At 46.7% G+C, this 25,745-nt stretch carries 25 protein-coding genes, 2 pseudogenes and 1 other annotated feature; of the genes and pseudogenes, 21 read left to right on the top strand and 6 right to left on the bottom strand.

Annotated features, from left to right (window positions below):
- Positions 1-109: 109 nt before the first annotated feature.
- From mmuM to NSS75_RS01740, 3 genes are all read right to left on the bottom strand, one after another.
- Positions 110-1,057 (bottom strand): homocysteine S-methyltransferase, encoded by a 948-nt coding sequence (mmuM, locus tag NSS75_RS01730; RefSeq protein WP_339235589.1) that lies wholly within the window; start codon positions 1,055-1,057, stop codon positions 110-112.
- A 127-nt stretch (positions 1,058-1,184) separates the two neighbouring features.
- Entirely contained in the window at positions 1,185-2,621 is a 1,437-nt protein-coding gene (locus tag NSS75_RS01735) for an alanine/glycine:cation symporter family protein (RefSeq protein WP_044162103.1), read from the bottom strand.
- A 21-nt stretch (positions 2,622-2,642) separates the two neighbouring features.
- Positions 2,643-3,626 carry a glutaminase gene (locus tag NSS75_RS01740; RefSeq protein ID WP_024120081.1) on the bottom strand — a complete coding sequence of 328 codons (984 nt, stop codon included), beginning with the start codon at positions 3,624-3,626 and terminating at the stop codon, positions 2,643-2,645.
- Between the two features lie 302 nt (positions 3,627-3,928).
- Between NSS75_RS01740 and NSS75_RS01745 the strand changes: the two genes are divergently transcribed.
- The 15 genes and pseudogenes from NSS75_RS01745 to NSS75_RS01815 all read left to right on the top strand — a co-directional run bounded on the left by NSS75_RS01745 (position 3,929) and on the right by NSS75_RS01815 (position 19,977).
- Positions 3,929-5,161, top strand: coding sequence for a sensor histidine kinase (locus NSS75_RS01745; protein WP_101865339.1), 1,233 nt, complete (start codon positions 3,929-3,931; stop codon positions 5,159-5,161).
- Positions 5,162-5,170: 9 nt separating this feature from the next.
- The gene (locus NSS75_RS01750) at positions 5,171-6,115 is read left to right on the top strand and encodes a DNA-binding domain-containing protein (protein ID WP_024120083.1); all 945 of its coding nucleotides are present in this window, start codon (positions 5,171-5,173) and stop codon (positions 6,113-6,115) included.
- Between the two features lie 213 nt (positions 6,116-6,328).
- A complete protein-coding gene (gene kdgD, locus NSS75_RS01755; RefSeq protein ID WP_095714492.1) occupies positions 6,329-7,255 on the top strand; it encodes a 5-dehydro-4-deoxyglucarate dehydratase in 927 nt (308 codons plus the stop codon).
- A gap of 32 nt (positions 7,256-7,287) precedes the next feature.
- Positions 7,288-8,754: an alpha-ketoglutaric semialdehyde dehydrogenase GucD gene (gene gucD / locus NSS75_RS01760; protein ID WP_216394841.1), complete on the top strand. Its 1,467-nt coding sequence runs from the start codon at positions 7,288-7,290 to the stop codon at positions 8,752-8,754.
- Between the two features lie 85 nt (positions 8,755-8,839).
- Positions 8,840-10,207 (top strand): glucarate transporter GudP, encoded by a 1,368-nt coding sequence (gene gudP / locus NSS75_RS01765; protein WP_024120087.1) that lies wholly within the window; start codon positions 8,840-8,842, stop codon positions 10,205-10,207.
- A gap of 36 nt (positions 10,208-10,243) precedes the next feature.
- Positions 10,244-11,611 carry a glucarate dehydratase gene (gene gudD / locus NSS75_RS01770; protein WP_216394840.1) on the top strand — a complete coding sequence of 456 codons (1,368 nt, stop codon included), beginning with the start codon at positions 10,244-10,246 and terminating at the stop codon, positions 11,609-11,611.
- 69 nt (positions 11,612-11,680) lie between these two features.
- Positions 11,681-12,382, top strand: coding sequence for a FadR/GntR family transcriptional regulator (locus tag NSS75_RS01775; protein WP_024120090.1), 702 nt, complete (start codon positions 11,681-11,683; stop codon positions 12,380-12,382).
- 92 nt (positions 12,383-12,474) lie between these two features.
- On the top strand, positions 12,475-14,007 hold the full coding sequence (gene garD / locus NSS75_RS01780; RefSeq protein ID WP_326323778.1) for a galactarate dehydratase: 1,533 nt from the start codon (positions 12,475-12,477) through the stop codon (positions 14,005-14,007).
- Positions 14,008-14,285: 278 nt separating this feature from the next.
- Positions 14,286-15,209, top strand: coding sequence for a macrolide 2'-phosphotransferase MphK (mphK, locus tag NSS75_RS01785; protein ID WP_339235598.1), 924 nt, complete (start codon positions 14,286-14,288; stop codon positions 15,207-15,209).
- A 56-nt stretch (positions 15,210-15,265) separates the two neighbouring features.
- Positions 15,266-15,515: a binding site (T-box leader), on the top strand.
- 94 nt (positions 15,516-15,609) lie between these two features.
- Positions 15,610-15,766 (top strand): annotated as a pseudogene (locus tag NSS75_RS01790) (tryptophan RNA-binding attenuation protein).
- Between the two features lie 158 nt (positions 15,767-15,924).
- On the top strand, positions 15,925-16,605 hold the full coding sequence (locus tag NSS75_RS01795; protein WP_081638226.1) for a response regulator transcription factor: 681 nt from the start codon (positions 15,925-15,927) through the stop codon (positions 16,603-16,605).
- Position 16,606: 1 nt separating this feature from the next.
- Positions 16,607-17,542: a HAMP domain-containing histidine kinase gene (locus NSS75_RS01800; RefSeq protein ID WP_024120095.1), complete on the top strand. Its 936-nt coding sequence runs from the start codon at positions 16,607-16,609 to the stop codon at positions 17,540-17,542.
- Between the two features lie 93 nt (positions 17,543-17,635).
- Positions 17,636-18,559 (top strand): ABC transporter ATP-binding protein, encoded by a 924-nt coding sequence (locus NSS75_RS01805; protein WP_095714488.1) that lies wholly within the window; start codon positions 17,636-17,638, stop codon positions 18,557-18,559.
- Between the two features lie 17 nt (positions 18,560-18,576).
- Positions 18,577-19,263, top strand: coding sequence for an ABC transporter permease (locus tag NSS75_RS01810; RefSeq protein ID WP_095714511.1), 687 nt, complete (start codon positions 18,577-18,579; stop codon positions 19,261-19,263).
- Between the two features lie 18 nt (positions 19,264-19,281).
- Positions 19,282-19,977 carry an ABC transporter permease gene (locus tag NSS75_RS01815; protein ID WP_095714487.1) on the top strand — a complete coding sequence of 232 codons (696 nt, stop codon included), beginning with the start codon at positions 19,282-19,284 and terminating at the stop codon, positions 19,975-19,977.
- On the opposite strand, the pseudogene NSS75_RS01820 reads toward NSS75_RS01815, so the two are convergent.
- Together NSS75_RS01820 and NSS75_RS01825 are read right to left on the bottom strand one after the other, a co-directional pair.
- A pseudogene (locus tag NSS75_RS01820) lies at positions 19,978-20,040 on the bottom strand (hypothetical protein); the annotation flags it as partial. It lies immediately after the preceding gene.
- Positions 20,012-20,398 carry a YndM family protein gene (locus NSS75_RS01825; protein WP_010332895.1) on the bottom strand — a complete coding sequence of 129 codons (387 nt, stop codon included), beginning with the start codon at positions 20,396-20,398 and terminating at the stop codon, positions 20,012-20,014. The gene NSS75_RS01825 and the pseudogene NSS75_RS01820, both read right to left, overlap by 29 nt.
- 346 nt (positions 20,399-20,744) lie before the next feature.
- Here NSS75_RS01825 and NSS75_RS01830 point away from each other — a divergent pair, with 346 nt between their 5' ends.
- The 6 genes from NSS75_RS01830 to tatC all read left to right on the top strand — a co-directional run bounded on the left by NSS75_RS01830 (position 20,745) and on the right by tatC (position 25,059).
- Positions 20,745-21,173 carry a cell wall hydrolase gene (locus NSS75_RS01830; protein ID WP_024120097.1) on the top strand — a complete coding sequence of 143 codons (429 nt, stop codon included), beginning with the start codon at positions 20,745-20,747 and terminating at the stop codon, positions 21,171-21,173.
- Positions 21,174-21,280: 107 nt separating this feature from the next.
- A complete protein-coding gene (locus NSS75_RS01835) occupies positions 21,281-22,012 on the top strand; it encodes a VWA domain-containing protein (RefSeq protein WP_101860208.1) in 732 nt (243 codons plus the stop codon).
- A gap of 78 nt (positions 22,013-22,090) precedes the next feature.
- A complete protein-coding gene (locus NSS75_RS01840; RefSeq protein ID WP_049809871.1) occupies positions 22,091-22,240 on the top strand; it encodes a hypothetical protein in 150 nt (49 codons plus the stop codon).
- Between the two features lie 54 nt (positions 22,241-22,294).
- Positions 22,295-24,046: an alkaline phosphatase PhoD gene (gene phoD, locus NSS75_RS01845; RefSeq protein WP_103672210.1), complete on the top strand. Its 1,752-nt coding sequence runs from the start codon at positions 22,295-22,297 to the stop codon at positions 24,044-24,046.
- A 13-nt stretch (positions 24,047-24,059) separates the two neighbouring features.
- Positions 24,060-24,272 (top strand): sec-independent protein translocase protein TatAD, encoded by a 213-nt coding sequence (gene tatAD, locus NSS75_RS01850; RefSeq protein WP_010332899.1) that lies wholly within the window; start codon positions 24,060-24,062, stop codon positions 24,270-24,272.
- Positions 24,273-24,333: 61 nt separating this feature from the next.
- Entirely contained in the window at positions 24,334-25,059 is a 726-nt protein-coding gene (gene tatC / locus NSS75_RS01855) for a twin-arginine translocase subunit TatC (protein WP_024120100.1), read from the top strand.
- Here tatC and pcp read toward each other — a convergent pair.
- Positions 25,056-25,703 (bottom strand): pyroglutamyl-peptidase I, encoded by a 648-nt coding sequence (pcp, locus tag NSS75_RS01860; protein WP_024120101.1) that lies wholly within the window; start codon positions 25,701-25,703, stop codon positions 25,056-25,058. The genes tatC and pcp overlap by 4 nt on opposite strands.
- Positions 25,704-25,745 lie beyond the last annotated feature (42 nt).

Here is a 25,745-nt window from a genome sequence, read left to right on the forward strand (position 1 = left end):
TCTATACGGCGATTTGATGGCTTCCTAATAAAAAATCTCATGTCAGCGGGTGACACGAGATTCCGGCAAGCCGGCTTTTAGGTTAGAATATACAAACTATTCCGATAAGTCAAGTGGTTTTTAAAGTTCGGGCCCAGCCGGCGATTTCTTTAATATCCTCCGGTTTTGTCCGGCAGCAGCCGCCAATCAGCTTTGCTCCGTTTTCATACCAGATGCGCGCGTTTTGTCCGTAAGGCTCGCCGCATGCTGCGCCGTTCCATGTTTTGGTGTCCGGATCATACTGTTCGCCTGAATTCGGATAGACGATAATCGGTTTAGAAGTGTTCTTCTTTAGCTCGGCAATCAATGAAGGGATATGCTGAAGCGGAGTGCAGTTGATCCCGACCGCCGCCGCTTGGCTGTGCTGATCAAGCCATGACGCGCATTCAGCGGCAGGGGTTCCGTCACTGATATGCAGACCGTCTTTCGCGCTGAAGCTGAACCACGCATATGTTTCAGGAAATTCCTTCAGCAGACGGACAATTGCTTTTGCCTCAGTAAGACATGGAATCGTTTCACATGCCAAAACATCCGCACCGGCGTCAATCAGGGCTTTCATACGGGGGCGGTGAAATTCAGCCAGCTCATCCTCAGAGATTCCGTAGTTTCCGCGATACTCAGAGCCATCCGCAAGATAGGCGCCATACGGGCCGACAGAGGCCGCAACGATCGGTTTTGGCCGATTCAAACGGTTTTCTTTCTGTGCCCAAAATTCATCACGGGCTTCGGCCGCGATGCTGACGGACATCTGGATAAGCCGGCGGGCTTCCGCTTCGCTGAGCCCGCGTGCGGCAAAGCCTTCAAACGTAGACTGATAGCTGGCGGTGATCGCACAGTCGGCGCCTGCCGCAAAATAATCAGTATGAACTTGTTTAATCAGGTCTGGCTGCTCCATCAGAATTTTTGCCGACCAGAGACTGTCATTCAAGTCGCAGCCTTTGCGCTCAAGCTCGGTTGCCATCGCGCCGTCTAACACGATAAGCGGGTATGTATCTAATAGGTGCTGAATTGGATTCATAGGCTGTTCCGTTCCTTCTTTCTGATTTTTTGAAAAGATATGAAAATGGTAAAGGACGTCTTGATGTTTGTCAATCAACCGAAAGATAAAAGGTGTTCAGATTCCATTGATCTGAACACCTTCTGCGTTATGATATTTGTTTGTTATGAGGATCAGCAGGCGTTTCTGAAAGCTCCCAGCATTCAATCCGCTCATGATCTTTTATGACATTTTTATAAAAAACGGGATCTTTGCCCGCTTTTTTCTGCCGGGTATAGTCCTTGAGAGCCGCAAAAACCACCTTCGACAATAAGAAAATGGCGATTAAGTTGACGACGACCATCAAGCCCATAAACAAATCGGCCAAATCCCATACAAGCTGCACCTTGGCTACACAGCCAAACACGATCATTGCAAGCACGCCGATACGGTAAACAAAGATCAGTTTTTTGCTTTTGTTCAAAAAGCCGATATTGGTTTCGCCATAATAATAGTTGCCGATCAAGGCACAGAATCCGAATAAGAGGATCAGGATGGCGAGAAAGCCTGATGCCCATGGTCCGATATGGGAGCTGAGAGAGGCTTGAGTTAATGCGATTCCGCTCAGTCCCGGTGTATGATAGGCGTCTGAAAACAGGATGATAAAGGCCGTGCTTGTACAAATGACCAGCGTATCAGTAAGCACACCAAATGCCTGGATCAGTCCTTGTTTTACAGGATGGCTTGTCGTCGCGGTGGCAGCGGCATTCGGTGCGCTTCCCATTCCCGCTTCGTTTGAAAAAATCCCCCGTCTGACACCTTGCATTAAAGCCGCTCCCAAAGCGCCGCCGGCCGCCTGGTCAAATCCAAACGCGTTTTTGACAATAAGCGCAAAAACGGCAGGCAGCTGGGTGATGTTTGTGAGAATCACGAAAAAAGCGACTCCGATATACAGGACAGCCAAAACAACAACAATATATTCTGCCAGTTTTGCGATGCGTTTGACACCGCCAAAGATAATCGTTCCAAACACAGCAATTAAAATGAGTCCAAGTGTCAGGCGGTTTGTGCCGAACGCGTTTTCAAACGCGAGACTGACCGTATTTGATTGAACCGAGTTAAAGACGATACCGAACGACAGCGTGATTAAAACGGCGAACAAGGCGCCCATCCATCTTTTGTTCAGTCCTTTTTCCATATAATAAGCAGGACCGCCGCGGAAGCCGTTTGCATCTTTCACCTTATAAATTTGAGCCAGTGTACTTTCGACAAAGCTTGACGCTGACCCGATAATGGCAATAATCCACATCCAGAAAATCGCACCGGGCCCGCCCAGCGCAATCGCAATGGCAATACCCGTAATGTTTCCGGTGCCGACACGGGCTGCCATGCTGATACAAAATGCTTGAAACGGAGAGATGCTGTTTTTCGACCGGGATGCAGCGCCTTCCTTTAATACCCTGACCATTTCCTTCAGCATGCGAACCTGCAAAAATTTAAGCCTGAACGTAAAATAGATTCCCAAAGAAAGAAGCAATACAATTAATAGCTTTGACCACAAAAAATCATTAGCGAAACCGACGATATGTTCCAGGAATTGCTGCATACAATCACCTCGTTTTTTATTTTAAAAAATGCTGAGTTCCCACTCCTGCGCGATGTGCTTCAGCAGCATGCCGCCAGTCAGGCTGTTGCCGTATTCATCAATGGCAGGCCCGTAAATGCCGATGCCGCATCCGTTTTGGAAAGGCTGCTCTCTTCTGGCGCTTGGAGGAACCAGCGCCATGATGCCGCCGGAGACACCGCTTTTGGCCGGTACCCCGACAAACGCCGCATATTTGCCTGAGGCGTTATACATGCCGCATGTCAGCATTAAAGCCTTGGCGAGCTTTGCCACATCCTTTGGAATCACCTGCTGGCGGTGAATCGGGTGATAACCGTCATGAGCAAGGATCAGGCCGATCAATGCAATGTCTTCTGTCGTGCCTTCCATAGCGCATTGCTTCAGGTAAACCTCCAGCGTTTCTTCCACATCGGCTTCTAAAAAGTTTGTCTCTTTTAAGTAGTAAGCCAGTGCTCTGTTACGGTGGGCGGTTTCCCATTCAGACCGGAAAACTTCCTCATGTATTCTGGGCCGTTTCCCTATTAATGTTTCAATGACAGAGTACAGATACTCCAGCCTATCGCGGGCTGTCTCTCCCGGAAGAAGCGAGGCGATTGTAATGGCGCCAGCGTTAATCATAGGGTTAAACGGTTTTCCGGGCTTGTGCATTTCAAGACGGATAATTGAATTAAAGGCGTCACCTGTCGGCTCGACATCGACGCGGTCAAGCACATAGGGAATGCCGCGGCTCATGCACGCAGCGATAAAGCTGATGACTTTTGAAATGCTTTGCAGGGTAAAAGGGACGTTCCAATCGCCGGCATGTATCATTGCTCCATTAGGCTCCAATATACAAATGCCGAGCTGTGAGTCATTAACTTTTCCTAACGCGGGGATATAATTTGCGCTTTGTCCATTGGCGGCAAAGGGGCGGTAATGTTCTACCCATTCATACAGCTGTGACGCCAGATTCTTTTCTTCCGGGCGTTCTTTTATCAGTTCTTTCATCAAATTCCTCCTATCTGTTTTTGCTATTGGGGACTGAGGCGGAGTAAAATCGAAGACAGGCGAGGCGTTAAACGCTTTCAAGAATGCGGAAAGGTATCATAACTGTATAATGGAGACTACAGAATCATACAAAATACGACAAAAATTTTTTGAAAATAAGCCGTTGGTTTTATAAAAAGCTTACATACTGGGTCGAAAGAAATTTGCAGGTTTTTTGTCCTTTCCTCAAAATAAAAAATGAGGATGTGATCATAATCAAACTGGAACGTTTTTTTGAGAAAGACGCATATATAATGGCGCTTATGCTCGTTACTGTGCCGCTTGCAGGCGAACTGAAATTTTATCCCCTCAATGAAGAGTTCCGAATCAGCTTCGGCGCGCCGGCTTTTTTCTTTTTCTTAGTGCTGCTGCGGCATGTGTCCGCTGTATTGCCGGGATTTTTGACTGGAACATCGGTTTTCGTATTTCGTGTTTTATTGGAATTATGGGACGGAAGACACGCAGGGCTGATTCCAATCCTGTATGATCAAGCGTCCGGCTTTTTCTTTTACATGACGTTTGCATGTCTGTTTTATGTGTTGCAGGCGAACCGCTATCGTGATCGGCCGGTAATGCTCGGTTTTTATGGATTTATGATTGAAATTGCTTCCGATAGCGTCGAGCTGGCCGTTCAGTTTCTTATTTTTCATACGGTGGTGACGCCTGAGAAAATAACGGATATCGCGGTTGTTGCGATTTCTCATACATTTATTGTCATCAGCTTTTTTAACGTGCTGAAGCTGTATGAAACGCAGTCCAGAGAAAAGCAGACAAGGCGGCAAAATGAGCACATGCTGATGATTGTGTCGAATTTATATGAAGAAACAGTGCATTTAAAAAAGACGCTGAAAACGACAGAGCACGTGACAAATGAATCCTATCAGCTCTACCGGGAAGTGAAGGGCAAGGACGATCAGCTCGGCGGCAGGATTTTAAGGCTGGCAGGGGAAATTCATGAAGTGAAAAAGGACAACCAGAGGATATATGCCGGGCTTTCGAAACTGATTTCTAATGAAAGTTTTAAAGATTATATGAATGCCTCGGACCTTTTCCGGCTTGTCATTCGAATGAATGAAAAGTACGCTGAATCATTGGGCAAACAGATCAATTTTCATTGTTCAATAGAGGGCGAGCATGACGATTATCATGTATTTATTGTTCTTTCTATCATTAATAATTTGACGGCAAACGCGGTGGAGGCGATGGGGGATGAGGGAACGGTCAGCCTGAGGCTCCGTAAGCCAGATGAGAGTATGATAGAATTTCAGGTGGAAGACAATGGTCCCGGCATTTCGGAGAAAATAGGAGATATTGTGTTTGATCCGGGCTTTACCTCAACGTATGACAAGTTTGGCACGCCCTCAACCGGAATTGGGCTTTCCTACGTCAAGGAAATCGTGACAGAGCTTGAGGGAGACATCAAGTTTCACAACCAGCAGCAAGGAGTGGTCTTTACCATCAGGCTGCCTGCCAGACATTTGATTCAGAAAGGATGAACGGATAATATGCGTTTTTTTATCGCTGATGATGACCGCGCGGTGCGGTCGATTTTAAGGCAGATCATAGAGGATGAGGACCTTGGAGAGGCTGCGGGTGAAGCGGAAGACGGAAGCCAAGTGGAAGGGCATATATTGCAATTTAAGCAGATTGATATTTTGTTAATCGATTTATTAATGCCCGGGCGGGACGGAATTGAGACCATACGCCGGATCAAGGACTCTTATTCCGGGAAAATCGTAATGATCTCACAAGTGGAAGCTAAAGAAATGGTCGGAGAAGCGTATTCTCTCGGCATTGAATATTTTATTCATAAACCAATTAACCGTATTGAAATTGTGACTGTTCTGCAAAAGGTGAAGGAACGAATCGAGCTTGAAAACTCGATCGGAGATATCCAAAACTCTTTAAGCCGGCTGGTCAACCGAACCGAACGGAAAGCACGGTCTCAGTATAAAAATGACAACAGCTTAAAAGAAGCGGGAACATTTTTGCTATCCGAGCTCGGTATGATGGGGGAAGGCGGCGCTCATGATATGATGGCGGTCCTTCAGTATTTAACTGAGCATGAACAATCTGAGCCTTACGAAAAAAATATCCCTTCTTTAAAACAAATCTTCACACAAGTAGCGGAACGAAAGCTTGGAGCTGCGGCATCACAAACGGAAATCAACCGCGAAGTGAAAGCCTCGGAACAGCGAATCCGCAGAGCCATTATTCATTCGCTGGACCATTTTGCCTCATTGGGCACAACTGATTTTTCGAATCCTAAATTCGAAACCTACGCATCAAAATTCTTTGATTTTCCGGTCGTCAGCCAAAAAATGAAAGAAATTCAATCCAAAGAGGCAAAACCCCTCGCACCTGCCAGAGTGAATATGAAAAAATTTATACACGTATTTTTTTTGGAAGCGAAGCTTTTGAACGAAACGATGAAAGAAAGAAGTATGTGAAAAAACAGCCGGCTAGCAGCGGCTGTTTTTTTATGCGGAAAAACGGGGGCTTTCAGCGTTTTTGTGAAAAGTCTGAAAATAAAGTTATTGACTTATTGTTTATTTGTCTTACAATTAAACAAAAGGATATGTTGAAAGGAGAGGATATGCAACCACATGATTTTAAAGCGCTTTCAAATGAGCTGTTTACACAAATGACAGGAGGTTTTGTACATGAGCCGTATAAGAAAAGCACCTGAAGGGATTTTAGGTTTTCCGGTTGCGCCTTTTAATACACAAGGAAAGCTGGAGGAAGAAGCTCTGTTTCAAAATATCGAGTTTTTGCTCGAAGAAGGCTTGGAAGCGATTTTTATCGCCTGCGGGTCAGGGGAATTTCAGTCCCTTAGCCAGAAAGAATACGAAAACATGGTCGAAGTCGCAGTTTCGGCTGCGGGAGGAAAGGTCCCGGTCTATACGGGAGTGGGCGGCAATCTCAGCACCGCGCTTGATTGGGCGCGTATATCGGAGAAAAAAGGCGCTGACGGCTATTTGATCCTTCCTCCGTATTTGGTGCATGGCGAACAGGAGGGGCTGTATCAGTACGCCAAAACGATTATTGAAAGCACAGACTTGAATGCCATTCTGTATCAGCGCGACAATGCCGTATTTTCTCTTGAACAGATCAAGCGGCTGACGGAGCTGGAACAGCTTGTTGGTGTGAAAGACGGGGTGGGGAACATGGATTTGAATATCAACCTCGCCTATACAATTGGTGACCGCTTGGGATGGCTTAACGGAATGCCGATGGCTGAAGTGACGATGCCGTCCTACCTGCCAATCGGTTTCCACTCTTATTCTTCAGCCATTTCGAATTATATTCCGCATATTTCCCGGATGTTCTATGAAGCTTTGAAAAACGGAAACAACGATGCAGTGAAGGAACTCTATCAGCATGTCATTCTGCCGATCAACGACATCCGGAAGCAGCGGAAAGGGTACGCGGTGTCCTTGATCAAAGCCGGAATGGAGATTATGGGGATGAATGTGAGAAATACAGCCAGACCGCCTGTCGGGCCGGTTGAAAAAGAACACTATCAGGAATTAGAAGCCATTTTGAAGCAAGCGGCGGATCGTTTCCCGAAGAAGGCCGCGACGGTTTGACAAACATAAAAAGCATGAAAGGGGCAATGGGCATGTCTGTAATCACGGAAAAAAACACATATCTCAATTTTATTAATGGAGAGTGGGTCAAAGCTCAATCAGGCGATATGATCAAATCGGAAAATCCTGCCGATGTGAACGACATCGTCGGCTATGTGCAGAGATCAACGGCTGATGATGTGGACCGGGCCGTCGCCGCCGCTCATGAGGCAAAAACGGGATGGAGAAAGCTGACGGGTGCAGAACGGGGCCAACTGCTGTACAAAACAGCTGATATCATGGAGCAGCGCTTAGAGGACATCGCCGCATGTGCGACGCGTGAAATGGGAAAAACCCTGCCGGAAGCAAAAGGAGAAACCGCTCGCGGCATTGCGATTCTTCGCTATTACGCCGGCGAGGGCATGCGCAAAACAGGCGATGTTATTCCGTCTACTGACAAAGATGCACTGATGTTTACAACTCGTGTCCCGCTTGGTGTCGTCGGCGTGATTTCGCCGTGGAACTTCCCGATAGCGATCCCGATTTGGAAAATGGCGCCGGCACTGGTGTACGGCAATACTGTTGTCATCAAACCCGCAACAGAAACTGCCGTTACATGTGCGAAGATCATCGCTTGTTTTGAAGAAGCGGGATTTCCGGCGGGAGTCATCAATTTGGTGACTGGCCAAGGGTCAGTTGTCGGCCAAGGTATTGCCGAACATGACGGGGTCAATGCCATTACGTTCACGGGTTCGAATCAGGTTGGGAAAATCATCGGGCAAGCCGCTTTAGCGAGAGGCGCCAAATATCAGCTTGAAATGGGCGGGAAAAACCCGGTGATCGTAGCGGATGATGCTGATCTTGAAGCGGCAGCGGAAGCCGTGGTGACAGGCGCTTTCCGTTCAACGGGCCAGAAGTGCACCGCAACGAGCCGTGTCATTGTCCAAAGCGGAATTTACGACCGCTTTAAAGAAAAACTGCTGCAGCGCACAAAGGAGATCACGATCGGAGACAGCTTGAAAGAAAACGTTTGGATGGGACCGATCGCAAGCAAAAATCAGCTTGATAACTGTCTATCGTATATTGAAAAAGGCAAGCAGGAAGGCGCTTCTCTTTTGATCGGAGGAGAAAAGCTGGAGGATGGAAAGTATCTAAACGGATATTATGTGCAGCCTGCCATTTTTGACAACGTGACATCTGACATGACGATTGCCCAGGAGGAAATTTTCGGACCGGTCATCGCTCTGTCAAAGGTGGACACGATGGAGGAGGCTTTAGACATCTCCAATGATGTGAAGTTCGGATTAAGTGCATCTATTTTTACGCAAAACATCGGCCGTATGCTTTCATTCGTTGATGAGATTGAAGCCGGGCTTGTCAGGGTCAACGCGGAAAGCGCAGGGGTTGAGCTTCAGGCGCCATTTGGCGGCATGAAGCAATCAAGCTCCCACTCCCGCGAACAGGGTGAGGCCGCGAAGGACTTCTTCACGGCGATCAAAACCGTATTTGTGAAGCAGTAAAGGTGCTGGAAAGAGGCGCTTGTCTCTTTCCAAGCCTTATCACCAGCCAGCATAGATTCTCTACTTTGACAAAGGAGAAGATATTATGAAAAAAGACCATGCGAATGTTTCGCCGGCGGGCAAAAAAACATCTGTACGCTGGTTCATCGTATTTATGCTGTTTCTTGTGACGTCTATTAACTACGCAGATCGTGCGACGCTTTCGATTACGGGTGATTCCGTCCAGCATGACCTTGGACTGGATTCGGTTGCCATGGGGTATGTTTTTTCTGCATTCGGCTGGGCCTATGTCATCGGACAGCTTCCCGGAGGCTGGCTGCTGGATCGATTTGGATCAAAAACGGTTATTGCGTTAAGCATCTTTTTCTGGTCATTTTTTACGCTGCTGCAAGGGGCGATTGGATTTTTTACCGCTGGCACAGCGATTATCCTGCTGTTTGCGCTGCGCTTTTTAGTCGGGCTTTCTGAGGCGCCTTCATTTCCCGGAAACGGCAGAGTGGTTGCTTCCTGGTTCCCGAGCTCCGAACGCGGTACAGCTTCAGCCTTTTTTAACTCAGCTCAATACTTCGCAATCGTCATTTTTTCTCCTTTAATGGGCTGGCTCACCCACTCTTTTGGCTGGCATTCCGTCTTCGTAGTGATGGGGGCCGCGGGAATCCTACTGGCTTTTATCTGGTTAAAAACGGTATATGAACCGAAAAAACATCCGAAGGTCAACAAAGCCGAGCTTGCGTACATTGAAGAAGGCGGCGGGCTGATTTCAATGGATGACAGTCAAAGCAAGCAGGAAAAAGAATCAAAATGGCCGTATATCAAACAGTTATTAACCAACCGCATGCTGATTGGCGTGTACATCGCGCAATATTGCATTACGACTCTCACCTATTTCTTTCTCACATGGTTTCCGGTATATTTGGTTCAGGCCCGCGGAATGTCCATTCTTGAAGCGGGGTTTGTGGCTTCCCTCCCGGCGCTGTGCGGATTTGCGGGCGGCGTGCTTGGAGGCATCGTGTCTGATTTTTTACTGAAAAAAGGCCGTTCTCTCACCTTCGCGAGAAAAGGACCGATCATTGTCGGCATGCTGCTGTCTTGCAGCATGATTATCTGCAACTATACAGAATCAGCGTGGCTCGTCGTTGTAATCATGTCACTCGCGTTCTTCGGAAAAGGCTTTGGCGCCTTGGGCTGGGCTGTCGTGTCGGACACGTCGCCAAAAGAGTGTGCGGGATTAAGCGGCGGTTTGTTCAACACATTCGGAAACATCGCCTCGATTACGACTCCGATTATTATCGGCTACATCGTGAATGCCACAGGATCTTTTAATGGCGCCCTCGTTTTTGTCGGCGCTAATGCGATTGCAGCAGTCCTCAGCTATTTGCTGCTGGTCGGGCCGATCAAACGAGTCGTACTAAAGAAACAAGAGCAAGACCCCGATCAATCACTGCCTGTCTAATACTTATGAAAGCGCTTTATCAAAGGAGGATGACAGATGAGTTCACCAATACAGGAACAGGTTCAAAAAGAAAAAAGAACGAATATTCCATCAATTACTGAAATGAGAGTCATTCCAGTCGCGGGTCATGACAGTATGCTGCTGAATTTAAGCGGCGCCCACAGCCCGTTTTTTACCCGAAATCTTGTCGTCTTAACGGACAGCAGCGGGAATCAGGGTGTCGGCGAGGTGCCGGGCGGGGAAGCGATCCGCCGCACACTGGAGCTTGCAGAGCCGCTTGTTGTCGGAAAATCGATCGGCGCGTACCAGTCGATTTTGCAAACAGTCAGAAAGCAGTTTGGGGACCAGGACAGGGGAGGCCGCGGAATCCAGACATTTGATTTGCGCACTGCGGTGCATGTGGTCACAGCCTTGGAAGCCGCTTTGTTAGATGTGCTCGGCAAATTTCTCAATGAACCGGTTGCGGCTTTGCTTGGAGAAGGACAGCAGCGGGATGAAGTCAAGATGCTCGGTTATCTATTTTACATTGGTGACCGAAAGCGGACGACATTGCCGTATCAAAGCAATCAGCAGTCAGATTGCGAGTGGTTCCGCCTCCGCCATGAGGAAGCGCTGACTCCTGAGGCCGTTGTACGTCTTGCAGAAGCGGCACAAGAGCGCTACGGCTTCCAAGATTTCAAGCTGAAAGGCGGCGTATTGCGGGGCGAGGAAGAAATGGAAGCCGTCACCGCGTTATCAAAACGTTTTCCTGAGGCGAGAATTACCCTTGATCCGAACGGGGCTTGGCCGCTAGAAGAAGCTGTTACATTATGCAGAGGAAAGCATGATGTACTTGCTTATGCCGAAGATCCGTGCGGGGCGGAAAACGGTTATTCCGCACGTGAAGTGATGGCTGAGTTCCGCCGTGCGACAGGCCTGCCGACCGCGACAAATATGATTGCGACTGACTGGCGGGAAATGGGGCACGCGATTCAGCTGCATGCGGTCGATATTCCGCTGGCTGATCCCCATTTCTGGACGATGCAGGGTTCGGTGCGGGTTGCACAGATGTGCCATGATTGGGGGCTGACGTGGGGCTCGCACTCCAATAATCATTTTGACATCTCCCTTGCCATGTTTACCCATGTCGCGGCCGCAGCTCCGGGACGCATCACGGCGATTGATACCCATTGGATCTGGCAGGACGGACAGCGTTTAACCAAACAGCCTTTAGAAATTGCTGATGGCTGTGTGAAGGTGCCTGATAAGCCTGGGCTTGGCATCGAAATTGATATGGAACAAGTGGAAAAAGCGCATGATCTCTATCGAAAAATGAATTTAGGCGCACGGAACGATGCAATCCCTATGCAGTTTCTGATCAGCAATTGGGAGTTTGACCGCAAGCGCCCGTGTCTGGTGCGATAAGTTTTATTCTAAATATTGTCATAACGAATATTTTGTCTTACAATTGAACAACTGAAGGGAGAGTTGTTCGTGTACGAAGGTTTAGAAGATCTGAAGGTGGATACAGTCAATCGGAAAACATTAGCCAAGCAGGTCATTGAACGGATTGTCCATTTACTGTCAAGCGGACAATTAAAGGCCGGAGACAAATTACCGACGGAAATGGAGCTAATGGATATCTTACATGTCAGCAGACCGGTGCTTCGCGAAGCGCTTAGCTCACTAGAGACGCTGGGCGTTATCACGAGAAAAACCCGCGGCGGCACGTATTTCAATGACAAAATCGGGATGCAGCCTTTTTCCGTCATGCTTGCTTTGGCGACTGATAATCTTCCGGCCATTATTGAAGCGCGGATGGCGTTAGAACTCGGGCTGGTGACGATTGCCGCGGAAAAGATAAATGAAGAAGAGCTTGAGCGTTTACAAAAAACAATCGACGACATCGCCAGCAGCACTGACAACAATTATGGAGAAGCAGATAAAGAATTTCACCGAATTATTGCATTAAGCGCTAATAATCCCGTTGTTGAAGGAATGATTCAATCTTTGCTGATCACACATGCGAAAATCGACAGCCAGATTCCGTACAGGGAAAGGGATGTTACGGTTGAATACCACAAAAAAATCTACGACGCCCTTGCCAAAAGAGATCCTTACCAGGCTCATTACCACATGTATGAGCATTTGAAATTTGTCCGTGACAAAATTTTGAATGGAATAGATGAAAAATAATTGTTATGACAGCCGCAGTTTGACATCGGGATTTGCGGCTTTTTTTAAACCAAAATCAGAAAGCGTTTACAATATTGAGGAGTGATGTTCCTATGGTGATGAACCTCAGACAGAATCAAGCGCCTCTTTACATTAAAGTGAATGTAAAAGATAACACGGCGATTATTGTAAATGACGGCGGACTGAAAAAGGGCACTGTTTTTCCATGCGGGCTGATGCTTGAAGAAGATGTTCCTCAAGGCCATAAAGTGGCCCTAACCGATTTGAATCAGGGGGATGCCATCCTGCGTTATGGAGAAGTGATCGGATTTGCAGATCAGCCGATCAAACGCGGAAGCTGGGTGCGGGAAGCTTTGGTGAGAATGCCCGCCCCTCCGGAACTCCATGACCTTCCTATCGCAAACAAAGTGCCTGAACCGCTGCCGCCTCTTGAAGGCTATACGTTTGAAGGATATCGAAATGCTGACGGCAGTGCGGGAACAAAAAATATTCTCGGTATCACCACAAGTGTTCAATGTGTCGTCGGCGTGCTGGATTATGCGGTAAAACGGATAAAAGAAGAGCTTCTTCCGAAATATCCAAATGTCGATGATGTCGTGCCGCTTCATCACCAATATGGATGCGGCGTGGCCATCAATGCCCCAGACGCCGTGATTCCCATCCGCACGATTCAAAATCTGGCAAAGCATCCGAACTTCGGCGGAGAAGTGATGGTGGTCGGATTAGGATGTGAAAAGCTCCTCCCGGCACGGATTGCACCTGAGAAAAAAGATCACATCATTTCACTTCAAGATCATCAAGGCTTTGCGAATATGATTCAATCGATCATGGAAATGGCGGAGGAGCGGTTAATCAGACTCAACAGCAGAGTCCGTGTAACCTGCCCTGTTTCTGACCTGGTAATTGGCCTTCAATGCGGCGGCAGTGATGCCTTTTCCGGCGTGACGGCGAATCCGGCAGTGGGATATGCGGCTGATTTATTGGTTCGGGCAGGCGCAACGGTCTTGTTTTCTGAAGTGACTGAGGTGCGGGATGCGATTCACTTATTAACGCCGCGAGCTGTCAGCGAAGAGGTCGGACGTTCGCTGATCGATGAGATGAAGTGGTATGACAGCTATCTGAGGCGGGGGGAAGCAGACAGAAGCGCCAATCCGTCACCTGGCAATAAAAAAGGCGGTTTATCCAATGTGGTGGAAAAAGCGTTAGGATCGGTAGCAAAGTCAGGCACAAGCCCCATTTCCGGTGTGCTCGGGCCTGGGGAGAAGGCGGAGAAAAAGGGTTTGCTGTTTGCAGCGACGCCGGCAAGCGACTTTGTGTGCGGAACCCTTCAGCTGGCGGCAGGCATGAATCTGCAGGTCTTTACGACAGGCAGAGGAACACCGTATGGATTGGCTGCTGCGCCGGTGCTGAAAGTATCTACACGCCATTCATTAACAGAGCATTGGGCGGATTTAATCGATATTAATGCCGGGCGAATTGCTACCGGAGAGGCTAGTATCGAAGAAGTCGGCTGGGAGATTTTTCGGATGGTCTTAGATGTAGCGAGCGGCAGGAAACAAACATGGGCGGACCATTGGGGCCTTCATAATGATTTGTGTTTGTTTAACCCCGCGCCTGTGACTTGATTCATTTTTTATAGTAGATCAAAACTGGAATATGATGTAACATGGAGATCAACTACAATGAACGGAGGGGTTCCGACATGGCATTCAATAGATTCCGATTAACACGAATTCAATAGTGAACGACACTCGCCTGGATGCGGGGAATCGGGATGAATCTGCCTATGTATGTACCCTTATATTGTAATGAAAAGAGGGTGGCGATGCTGCCCTCTTTTTTTGTTCCTTAAAAACATCCCTTCTCTCTAACGACAGGCGGAATATGAGAAAGGGGAAAAGAGATGACAAACCCGAACGAAAGGCAGCTAATCACTGAGATTGTCGCGCTTGCACGCAATCAAGGTTTGACGGTTCACTCTGATAACGCTCAATTGAATGAAACGGGAATGGATTTTCAAGTTGTATTTGCCGAGGATGATACAGGTATGCCATGGGTACTGCGAAAACCGCGGCGAAGCGATGTTGTTGAAAGAGCAGCTTCAGAAGGCAGAACGCTTGCCTTTCTCCGCGCGAATCTCACAGCTGATGTGCCGGATTGGAAAATTCATACGCCGGAATTGATCGCTTACCCGAAGCTTAGCGGAACGCCTGCTGCTGGAATTGATTTGGAACAGAAACAATATGTATGGAATATGAATCATCAGCCGCCGTCAGACGATTTTGTTCATACACTTGCCGAAATACTGGCAGAATTGCATGGCATGAATCAAACATCTGCCGACCAATCCGGAATAGAAGTGGTGATGCCAGAAGATTTCAGGAAAATGACAGCTGAATCTATGGCTGATGTGAAGAATAAGTTTGGCGTATCTAAGCAGCTTTGGGAAAGATGGCAAACGTGGATCAATGATGATGCATACTGGCCCGGTTTCTCCGCGCTGATACACGGCGATCTCCATCCGCCGCATATCCTTATTGATCAAAATGAACACGTCACAGGCCTTCTGGATTGGACAGAAGCGAAAGTCGCCGATCCAGCCAAGGATTTTGTCTTTTACCACATGATTTTCGGAGAAAAAGAAACAGCCCGTTTGCTTGAATGCTATGATCAAGCAGGCGGCCGTGTATGGTCAAAAATGCAGGCTCACATCTCAGAGATGCAGGCGGCGTATCCGCTGGAAATTGCCAAGTTCGCTCTTCAGACACAGCAGGAGGAGCACGTAAATATGGCTCTGGAAGCACTTGGCGAATCTAAATTGGATTAAGAATTGACTTCTGTAAATTGACGGAGTATTATAAATTTTACAAACGAAAGAACGGATTAACAATTGTGAGGAAGAGCAAGTAAGCATCAGTGAGCGGGGTTCAGAGAGTCGGTGGCAGGTGTGAACCGATCCTCCCCTGATGCCGAATGGGCTTCTGAATTGCTTTGCTGAATAGATAGTAGGCAATGCCGGGATGCTCTCCCCGTTACCAAGAGAGGAGTATCGAAACTGACGTTTTCTGTACTGATGAGCGAATGGCTTTTTAGCTGTTAATAAAGGTGGTACCGCGAGACCCTCGTCCTTTGATAGGACGGGGGTTTTTGTGTTTCTTAAAGGAGGTGACGGCCAATGGAAGAAGGCTGGTGGTCCATGTTTAATCAATGGGAAAGGAGGAATTCAAATGGTGATCGCAACTGATGATCTGGAGGTTGCTTGTCCGCATTGTGAAAGAGCCGGAGAAATAGAAGGCAAACCTTGCCCGGCATGCAGCGGGAAGGGCGTCATTCTGACAAGGAAATACGCTTCTGGATTTTATCCAAAAACATATGAACAAGTAAAGGAGAAAAGCTGAGCTGAGCGGCTGCAGGTAAAAGCTGAAAACAGGAAAAAAAGAATAAATTTTGTAAAACACACATGTTTTTCAATTACAATAAGCGTAATGACATGTGTGTTTTTTTGACTATGAAAAAGGTTAGGTGAGAGGATGCAGCGCATATTGCTTGTGGAGGATGACCATTCCATCAGTGAAATGGTGGACCATTATTTAACAAAAGAAGGCTTTGAAATCGTGCATGCTTTCGACGGTGAAGAGGGCATTCGGAGGTTTCAAGAGCAGGCGTACGACCTTATTCTGCTTGATATTATGCTTCCGGAGCTGAATGGAATGGATGTTTTAAAAATCATTCGGGAAAAAAGCAAGATTCCTGTTTTAATGATTTCAGCAAAAGACGGAGATGTTGATAAAGCACTGGGGCTGGGATTCGGGGCGGATGATTATATCGCCAAACCGTTTTCGATGATTGAACTGACAGCCAGAGTCAAAGCAGCGATACGGAGGGCGACGCAATATTCGTCGAGTGAACCGGCTGAACATCAGGTGATTCGTGTTCACCAGCTTACGATCGATATAGACAATGTATCCGTTCTGAAAAACGGCGAACCGCTTCAGCTGACGTCAACCGAATGGCAGCTGCTGACACTATTTGCAGCAAATCCTAAAAAGGTGTTTACGAAAGAACAAATCTATCGTTCCGTATGGAATGAGGAGTACTTTGGCGACCAAAACATCATTAATGTACATATGAGACGGCTGAGAGAAAAGATTGAAGATGATCCATCGTCTCCTCAATATATCAAAACATTATGGGGCATCGGCTATAAATGGGGAGAGTTTTAGAATGGCAGTATTAACGATTGCTGCTATCATCGCTTTAGCGTGTCTGAATGTCATTCAATATATGATGAAAAAGAACCGGGACAGGAATTTGACGTATACGGCAGAAAAGCTTAGCGCCATGCTTGACAACGAATCGGCCGATCAGGTTTTACTTCATACAGATGACCGTGCGCTCAGGAATCTGCTCGTCAACATCAATCTGCTCGCTGAGGATCATCAGCATATTAACGCCCGGTTTGCAAAAACAGAGCAATCCATGAGACGGATGCTGACCAATATGTCACACGATCTCAAAACACCTCTGACGGTCATTCTCGGTTATATCGAAGCCATCCAAAGTGACCGGGATATGCCGGACAGCGAGCGGGAAAGACTGCTTGAGAAGCTGCACCAAAAAACAAATGAACTCATCCAAATGATCCACTCTTTTTTTGATTTAGCCAAATTGGAATCTGAAGACAAACAAATCCCGATCACAAAAATACATATCAACGAAGTATGCAAACGAAATATCCTGCATTACTATGATGCCGTTCAGGCAAAAGGTTTTAACGCGGAGATTGATATTCCGGATACACCGGTATACGCGCATGCAAATGAAGAGGCGCTGGACCGTATCCTGCAAAATTTATTATCCAATGCGATTCAATATGGCGCGGTTGGCAAGTTTATCGGATTATCACTTTCTTATGATGAGACAAGCATTGCCATCTCCGTATGGGACCGCGGAAAAGGAATCAGTGAAACAGACCAGCAGCGGGTATTTGAGAGGCTGTACACACTTGAAGAATCAAGAAACAAAGCATTCCAAGGGAGCGGTCTCGGTTTGACGATCACGAAAAGGCTTGTGGAAAAAATGGGGGGCTCCATCTCTCTTCAAAGCAAGCCGTATGAACGGACAGCGTTTACGATTACATTAAAACGAATGACCTATTAACAATCGTAAGAATTTCTTAAGAATGAAGAAATAAAAATGACAGGGCCCGCCGCTACAATAGAAAACAGGAAAAAGAGGAAAGGAGCAACAACGTTGACTTACATCGTACAAACAAACGGACTGACCAAAACGTTTCAAGGCAAAGAAGTCGTATCAGATGTCAGCATGCATATCAAAAAAGGTGAAATTTACGGCTTTCTCGGCCCGAACGGAGCAGGGAAAACAACCATCATGAAAATGCTGACAAGTCTTGTAAAACCGACAAGCGGTGAAATCAATATCCTCGGAAACAATCTCACTCATACGTCATATGAGGTGCTTGGCAAGATCGGCAGCATGATTGAATATCCAATTTTCTATGAAAATCTGACGGCTATCGAAAATTTAGAGCTGCATTGTGCATACATGGGATACCACAATAAAAAAGCCATTCAAGAAGTGCTCGATATGGTGAATTTAAAACAGATCGACAAGAAACCCGTCAAAACATTTTCGCTTGGAATGAAGCAGCGCCTCGGCATAGCGCGCGCCATCCTCACCAAACCTGATCTGCTTATATTGGATGAGCCGGTAAACGGCCTTGATCCTGTCGGCATTAAAAAGATCAGAAACTTATTTCAAGTATTAAGCAAAGAGTATGGAATGACACTGCTGATCTCCAGCCATATGCTGAGTGAAATCGAACAAATTGCGGACACAATCGGCGTCATTCGTGACGGCAGGCTGCTGGAAGAGGTGTCGATGGAAGATGTAAGGGGACAAAACACAGAATACATCGAACTCGTTACATCGAATCAGACAAAAGCCTGCTTTGTGCTTGAGAAAGAACTTCACATTGCCAACTTTAAAATCTTAAATGATAAAACCATTCGGATTTATGATGCTCAACGATCACAGGGTGCCATATCAAAAGCGCTGATTTTAAATGATGTAGACATTGAATCAATGAATAAAAAGTATACTTCACTGGAGGACTACTTCATCAGCTTGATCAACGGCAATCACATCAGTGCGTAAAGGAGGCGAGACCGTTGCTGAATTTGATCAGAATCGAATTAAGGAAAATGAAGATGGGATGGTATGTGAGAGGAGTCATCATTGCTAACCTGATTATCCTTGGCTTTATGTGGTTGGTCAGTTACATAGAAAAAGCGGAGGGCACTGAATCGTTCCAAAGCATGGATGATGCATTTCTCGTCATTGGCACTTTTGTCAGAGCGGTGTTTATCGTTTTTGGCGCTGTACTGATCGCCAAATTAGTCATATCGGAATATAAAAACAAAACGATTCAAGTGATGTTTACGTACCCGATCAGCCGGAAAAAACTGCTTGCTGCTAAGCTTAGCATCTCAGGCGGGCTGACGTTTATCACTATTTTAGTCTCAAATGCGTTCGTAGCAGCCGCTTTCTATATGCTCAATTCGATCTGCCATGTCATTCCGGGAGAATTGAGCGCCGATGTCATTTCTCAGCATTCGGTAAAAATGGCGGTTTTCGCTTTTGGCGCCGCTGGCACCAGTTTAGTTCCCATCTTTTTTGGGATGCGTAAGCACTCTGTCTCGGCAACCATCATTTCATCTGTCGTGATCGTCATGCTGATGAGTTCAACAAGCCCGGGCCTGTCCATTTCTTCCATTGTATATATTCCATTATCTCTAGCTGCTGTCGGTTTGTTTTTTTCGTACATGGCAGTCAGGAAAGCAGACCGGCAAGATGCTTAAATACGGAGTTGAAACAACATGTTGAATTTAATGAAACTTGAATTAAAAAAAATGAAATTAGGCTGGTATTACAGAGGCGCCGTTATTGCAAATCTATGTATTCTCGGATTTATATGCTTGATCGCATCAGAAGAAAAAAAACTCCCGCAGCCGGAGGTGATGACTGATGCGGCATCCACGCTATTTTTGCTTGGAACGTTTGTAAGATCTGTATTTGTTGTTTTCGCCAGTGTGCTGATTGCCAAATTGATTATTAGCGAGTACAAAAATAAAACGATTACCGTCATGTTTACATATCCCATCAGCCGGAAAAAACTGATTGCTGCCAAGCTGCTGATTACAGGCGGACTGACGTTTATCACCATTATGGTGTCTGAAATTGCGCTTTCATTCATCTTTGCGCAAATCAATCAATATTATCAACTTACACCTGCGATGTTATCAGTCCAGACTATCGGGCAAGAGGTCGGCAGTATGGCGATATATGCCGCTTCGGCTGCGTGCTTGAGTTTTATTCCTTTATATTTTGGGATGAGGAAACGCTCTGTTCCGGCTGCTATCATTTCATCGGTTATATTGACGATACTGATCAGCCAGCAAAGCCCCGAGTTATCGCTGGCAACGATTATCTACATTCCGCTTTCTTTAGGTGCGATCGGCATCTTGATAGCGATTTGGTCTGTCCGAAACATAGACCGGGAAGATGCTTTATGATAGAAGGCCGATGCTGTCAGCACCGGCCTTTTGATTATGAATCTGTTCTTGTTTCAAGATAATGCTTTTTGCCAATTTCTTTGCTCATCATATAGAAATGGAAGCAATATTCACCGATGGCCATGGCGATTGCTCCAAATAGAGCCGCCAGCGCAATTTCTCCGCCAGTCATCCCCATAGAAAGCGGCATGCCCATCAGCCAAATCACGAGAAATGCCAAACCGAAATCAGCCAAAGTGGCGATCATATTGTTCCATCGGGGCAATACATAAAGGTCTCCAAGCAAATAAGAAATGACCCCTAACACAACCGTCATCAGCAGCGTATCACCAAACGTGAAACCAAAGCCAAGACCCAGCACCAAATACAAAACAATAATCGTCATAATACCTTTAATCGCGAGCGCTTTCACATGTGTCATGATAAGGTTCCTCCTTCTTTTATCTGATTTGTTATGTATGATTCCTCAAATACGGAAAGTTAAACATTACTTTGTGTTCTTTACAAAGCGTTTTCGGCTACAGGTGGAAAAAGGCTGAAGAACTGTTATGAATCAGGGGATGAAGCGGCAGCTGCCATGCCCGTGGAATCCGGGATTTTACCGGAGATTTCCTTGACGGCCAGATGTCCATTTTTCTTCTGCAATTACCGATCTTTATGGTTTGTGACAGCACCGGGAGAATAAATTTTAAAACTTCTCCTGTCCCTCCGTCATCACTCTTTGGGTATTGCAATATGATGAAAGGAGAAAAAGGGGAGGTGACGTGATGGCGGTTGTGAGAGCAACAAGCGCTGATGTCAACTTGATGGCACGGCTGCTCAGAGCGGAAGCGGAAGGTGAAGGAAAGCAGGGGATGCTGCTTGTCGGAAATGTTGGGATTAATCGGCTGAGGGCCAATTGCTCTGATTTTAAAGGCCTCCGCACCATCAGGCAGATGATTTTTCAGCCGCATGCGTTTGAAGCGGTGACCCATGGATACTTTTATCAAAGACCGCGGGAAAGCGAGCGGGCCTTGGCACGCCGGACGATAAACGGGGAGAGGTTCTGGCCGGCAAAATTCAGCTTGTGGTATTTCAAGCCGGGAGGAAACTGCCCGCCGACCTGGTATAACCAGCCGTTTGTGGCCAGATTCAAATCACATTGTTTTTATCAGCCGACGGGCGAAACATGTGAAAATGTATATAACACATTTTAAGGAGAGACGCCGTTCACATCTGAACGGTGTTTTTTCTTTAAAAAGTTATACCAATGGTAAATATTTCTGTGAGATAATCGGATAAAAGAACTACAGGAGATGACAAAATGGCGACAATTGACCTGCAAAAGAAGAGCGTAAAAATCGTACTGGAGAAAAAGCAGTTAACCAAGGTGACGGCTCGTGTCGGGCTGGTGCTGGATATTACCGGTTCAATGAGAACGCTGTATAAAAACGGAACGGTTCAAAAAGTGGTGGAGCGGATTTTGGCTGTGGCTGATCAGTTTGATGATAACGGCCTGCTTGATGTATGGGTTTATGATAATGAATTCTCCCGGTTAAAACCAGTCAATGAAATCGATTTTTCAGGCTATGTTGATCGCGAAATTTTGAATAATGAACTCTTGCATAAATTCGGGAGAAATGATGAGCCGCCGGTCATAAAAGATGTGTTACATAAATATGTTGTGGAAGAACCGAGTTCATATCCCGCTTTTATCGTTTTTATTAATGATGGAGGGTGTAAAAAATCCATCAAACCTATTATTGAAGCTGCCTCTGATAAACCGGTGTTTTGGCAGTTTGTCGGCATCGGAAACGGCAACTTCGATTTTCTTAATAAACTGGATACGCTAGAAGGGCGTGTTGTTGATAACGCAAACTTCCTGCATATCGAAGACATTGAACGCATCTCTGATGATGAGCTTTATGATGCGTTGCTTACTGAATTTCCATTTTGGCTGCAAGAAGTGAAGGAAAAAGGAATTTTAATAGAACAAGAGCCTGAAGCTGCAAAACCGGAAAAGAAGGGCTTTTTCAGCAGATTGTTTTCTAAATAACAGACAGCTTTTCCGAACACTGAGTGATTTTGCAAAATCGCTCGGTGTTTTTGTTTTTTTAAGATCATGTGAAGAAAAATGGGTAAAAAGGGCGGCTTGCAAACGACAGGATATGCAGAAAACACGCCGTTTTGCCAGCTGTCGGCATGTTTCGGCGAAAGGGCTGTGAATGAAGTCCTGTTTCCCATGTTCAGTGCTTACAATCCCTTCACACTTCTTCACAGCTAATTAACAATGGTTTCCTATAATGAAAGCGATCAATGAGAAGAGAGGGGATCTGGAATGGCAAATGACAGTCGTTTTGACGAATGGGTACAGAAATTGAAAGACGAAAGCTTTCAGAATAATACGTTTGACCGCCGCAAATTTATTCAGGGGGCTGGAAAAATTGCGGGGCTTTCTCTTGGATTAACCATTGCTCAGTCGGTAGGAGCATTTGAAGTAAATGCTGCGCCTAAGTTCTCTAGTTATCCGTTTACGCTCGGCGTCGCTTCAGGAGATCCGCTTTCTGACAGCGTCGTGCTCTGGACGCGTTTGGCGCCAGATCCGCTGAACGGCGGGGGGATGCCGAACCAGGCTGTGCCTGTCAAATGGGAAGTGGCAAAGGATGAGCACTTCCGCAAGATCGTAAGAAAGGGCACAGAAATGGCCAAACCGAGCCTCGCCCATTCTGTCCACGTGGAAGCGGACGGGCTTGAGCCGAACAAAGTGTACTATTACCGATTCAAAACCGGACATGAGCTAAGTCCTGTCGGAAAAACAAAAACACTGCCCGCCCCAGGTGCCAATGTGCCGAAAATGACCTTTGCCTTCGCTTCCTGCCAGCAATATGAGCATGGCTATTATACAGCCTACAAGCATATGGCGAAGGAAAAGCTTGATCTTGTCTTCCATCTCGGTGATTACATATATGAGTACGGGCCGAATGAATATGTATCGAAAACGGGCAATGTCCGCACGCACAACAGCGCAGAAATCATTACGCTGCAGGACTATCGAAACCGCCATGCCCAATACCGTTCAGACGCTAATTTAAAAGCGGCACATGCGGCGTTTCCTTGGGTTGTCACGTGGGATGACCATGAAGTTGAAAATAACTATGCCAATAAAATCCCGGAAAAAGGGCAGTCGGTTGACGCGTTTGTATTGCGCCGTGCGGCGGCGTATCAGGCTTATTATGAGCATATGCCGCTCCGCATCTCCTCTCTGCCGAATGGCCCGGATATGCAGCTGTACCGCCACTTTACGTATGGAAATTTGGCATCATTTAATGTGCTGGATACACGCCAGTACAGAGATGACCAAGCCAATAACGACGGCAATAAGCCGCCTTCTGATGAATCGCTCAATCCGAATCGGACCTTGTTAGGAAAAGAACAGGAGCAGTGGCTTTTTAACAATTTGAGCAGCTCGACTGCATATTGGAATGTGCTGGCACAGCAAATCTTCTTTGCAAAGTGGAATTTCGGGACAAGCTCAAGCCCGATCTACAGCATGGATTCATGGGACGGTTATCCGGCTCAGCGCGAACGGGTCGTCAATTACATTAACAGCAAAAATTTAAATAATGTTGTCGTGCTGACAGGAGATGTACACGCAAGCTGGGCATCGAATCTGCATGTTGATTTTAATAAAACAAGCTCAAAAATTTTCGGGGCTGAATTTGTCGGCACCTCCATCACATCCGGAGGAAACGGAGCGGATAAGCGGGCGGATACCGATCAAATTTTAAAGGAAAATCCACATATCAAGTTCTTTAACGATTACCGCGGATATGTCCGCTGTACAGTAACGCCTCACCAGTGGAAAGCTGATTATCGGGTAATGCCATTTGTGACAGAGCCGGGAGCAGCCATTTCCACACGGGCTTCATTCGTTTATCAAAAAGACCAAACCGGATTGAGAAAGGTATCCTCGACAATGGTTCAAGGCGGAGTGAAACAATCCAATGAAGTCGAAGAGGATCGTTTCTTTGAGCACAACAAAGCCCATGAAAAACAAATGATCAAAAAACGGGCAAAAATCACGCATTAAGGAGTGAAACATAATGTTTTCAAACATTGGAATACCAGGCTTGATTCTGATCTTTGTCATCGCCCTCATTATTTTTGGCCCTTCAAAGCTTCCGGAAATCGGGCGAGCCGCCGGTCGGACTCTGCTGGAATTCAAAAGCGCCACAAAATCACTTGTGTCTGGTGATGAAAAAGAAGAAAAATCAGCTGAGCTGTCAGCGGTCAAGCAGGACAAAAACGCAGGCTGAGTGCTGATGAGGCAGACGCATGGTCTGCCTCTTTTTCTCATGAAAGGGAGGGCTTTTTTGAATGGATAAAAAAGAAACTCATCTGATTGGACATTTAGAAGAGCTTCGCCGTCGGATCATCTTCACACTTGCGGCTTTTCTTCTGTTTTTAATTACGGCTTTTTTGTTTGTGGAGGACATTTATGATTGGCTGATCAGAGATTTTGACGGAAAATTAGCTGTTCTCGGACCGAGTGAAATTCTCTGGGTATATATGATGCTTGCCGGCATTTGTGCGATTGCCGCCTCCATCCCCGTTGCCGCCTATCAGCTTTGGCGTTTTGTAGCGCCGGCGCTGACAAAAACGGAGCGCAACGTGACACTGATGTACATACCGGGATTATTCGCCCTGTTTCTGGCCGGCATCTCGTTCGGATATTTTGTGTTGTTTCCGATCGTTCTCGGCTTTTTGACACATTTGTCTGCCGGCCATTTTGAAACGATGTTTACCGCTGACCGCTATTTCAGGTTTATGGTGAATTTGAGCCTGCCGTTCGGTTTTCTGTTTGAAATGCCCCTTGTGGTGATGTTTTTGACAAGGTTAGGCATCTTAAATCCATACCGGCTGGCCAAAGCGAGAAAGCTGTCCTATTTTCTGCTGATCGTGGTGTCCATATTGATTACCCCGCCAGATTTTATTTCTGATTTTCTCGTGATGATTCCGCTGCTTGTCCTGTTCGAAGTGAGTGTCACACTATCAGCGTTTGTATACAAAAAGAGACTGACCAGTGAAGCGGCCGCCGCTTAGTGCAGCGCGCCGCCGGGTGACTTCGTATCCTGATCATATTGTGCGGCCGTAACAGCGGCGATCCTCAATGCTTTGACGATCATGTCGAGGCTGAGGCTCGGCGCTGTTTTGTCGATTGTTTGTTCCGGAATGTACGGAATGTGGATAAACCCGCCGTGAATGTGCGGAGACGTACGGTGGATGTGATCCATTAACCCGTAGAACAGATAGTTGCATACAAATGTGCCGGCCGTAAAGGAAACAGCCGCCGGAATACCGTTTTCCTTCATTTGATATGTGATGCGTTTAATCGGAAGCCCTGTCCAGTAAGCGGCAGGCCCGCCGGGAGAAATCTCCTCATCAATCGGCTGGTTTCCCTCATTATCCGGGATACGCGCGTCTGCAAGATTGATCGCGACCCGTTCCGGTGTCACCTGCATCCGGCCGCCGGCTTGCCCGACGCAGATCACGATGTCCGGCTGATGTTTATGAATCGCTTGCCGCAAAGTGTCGAGAGCGGTTCTGAACACAGTCGGGATTTGTGCCGAAGCGATGATCACCTGATCCGTTTCAAAGCCATTCAGCCGTTTCACCGCTTCCCACGATGGATTGACAGTTTCCTGATCAAAAGGATCAAAACCTGTGAAAAGCACTTTTTTTCTCATGGTTACCATCTCCTTTTATTATTCTATTGTTTATTTCTGGAT

It is taken from the genome of Bacillus sp. FSL K6-1012 (assembly GCF_037964915.1).
Taxonomy (GTDB): domain Bacteria; phylum Bacillota; class Bacilli; order Bacillales; family Bacillaceae; genus Bacillus; species Bacillus halotolerans.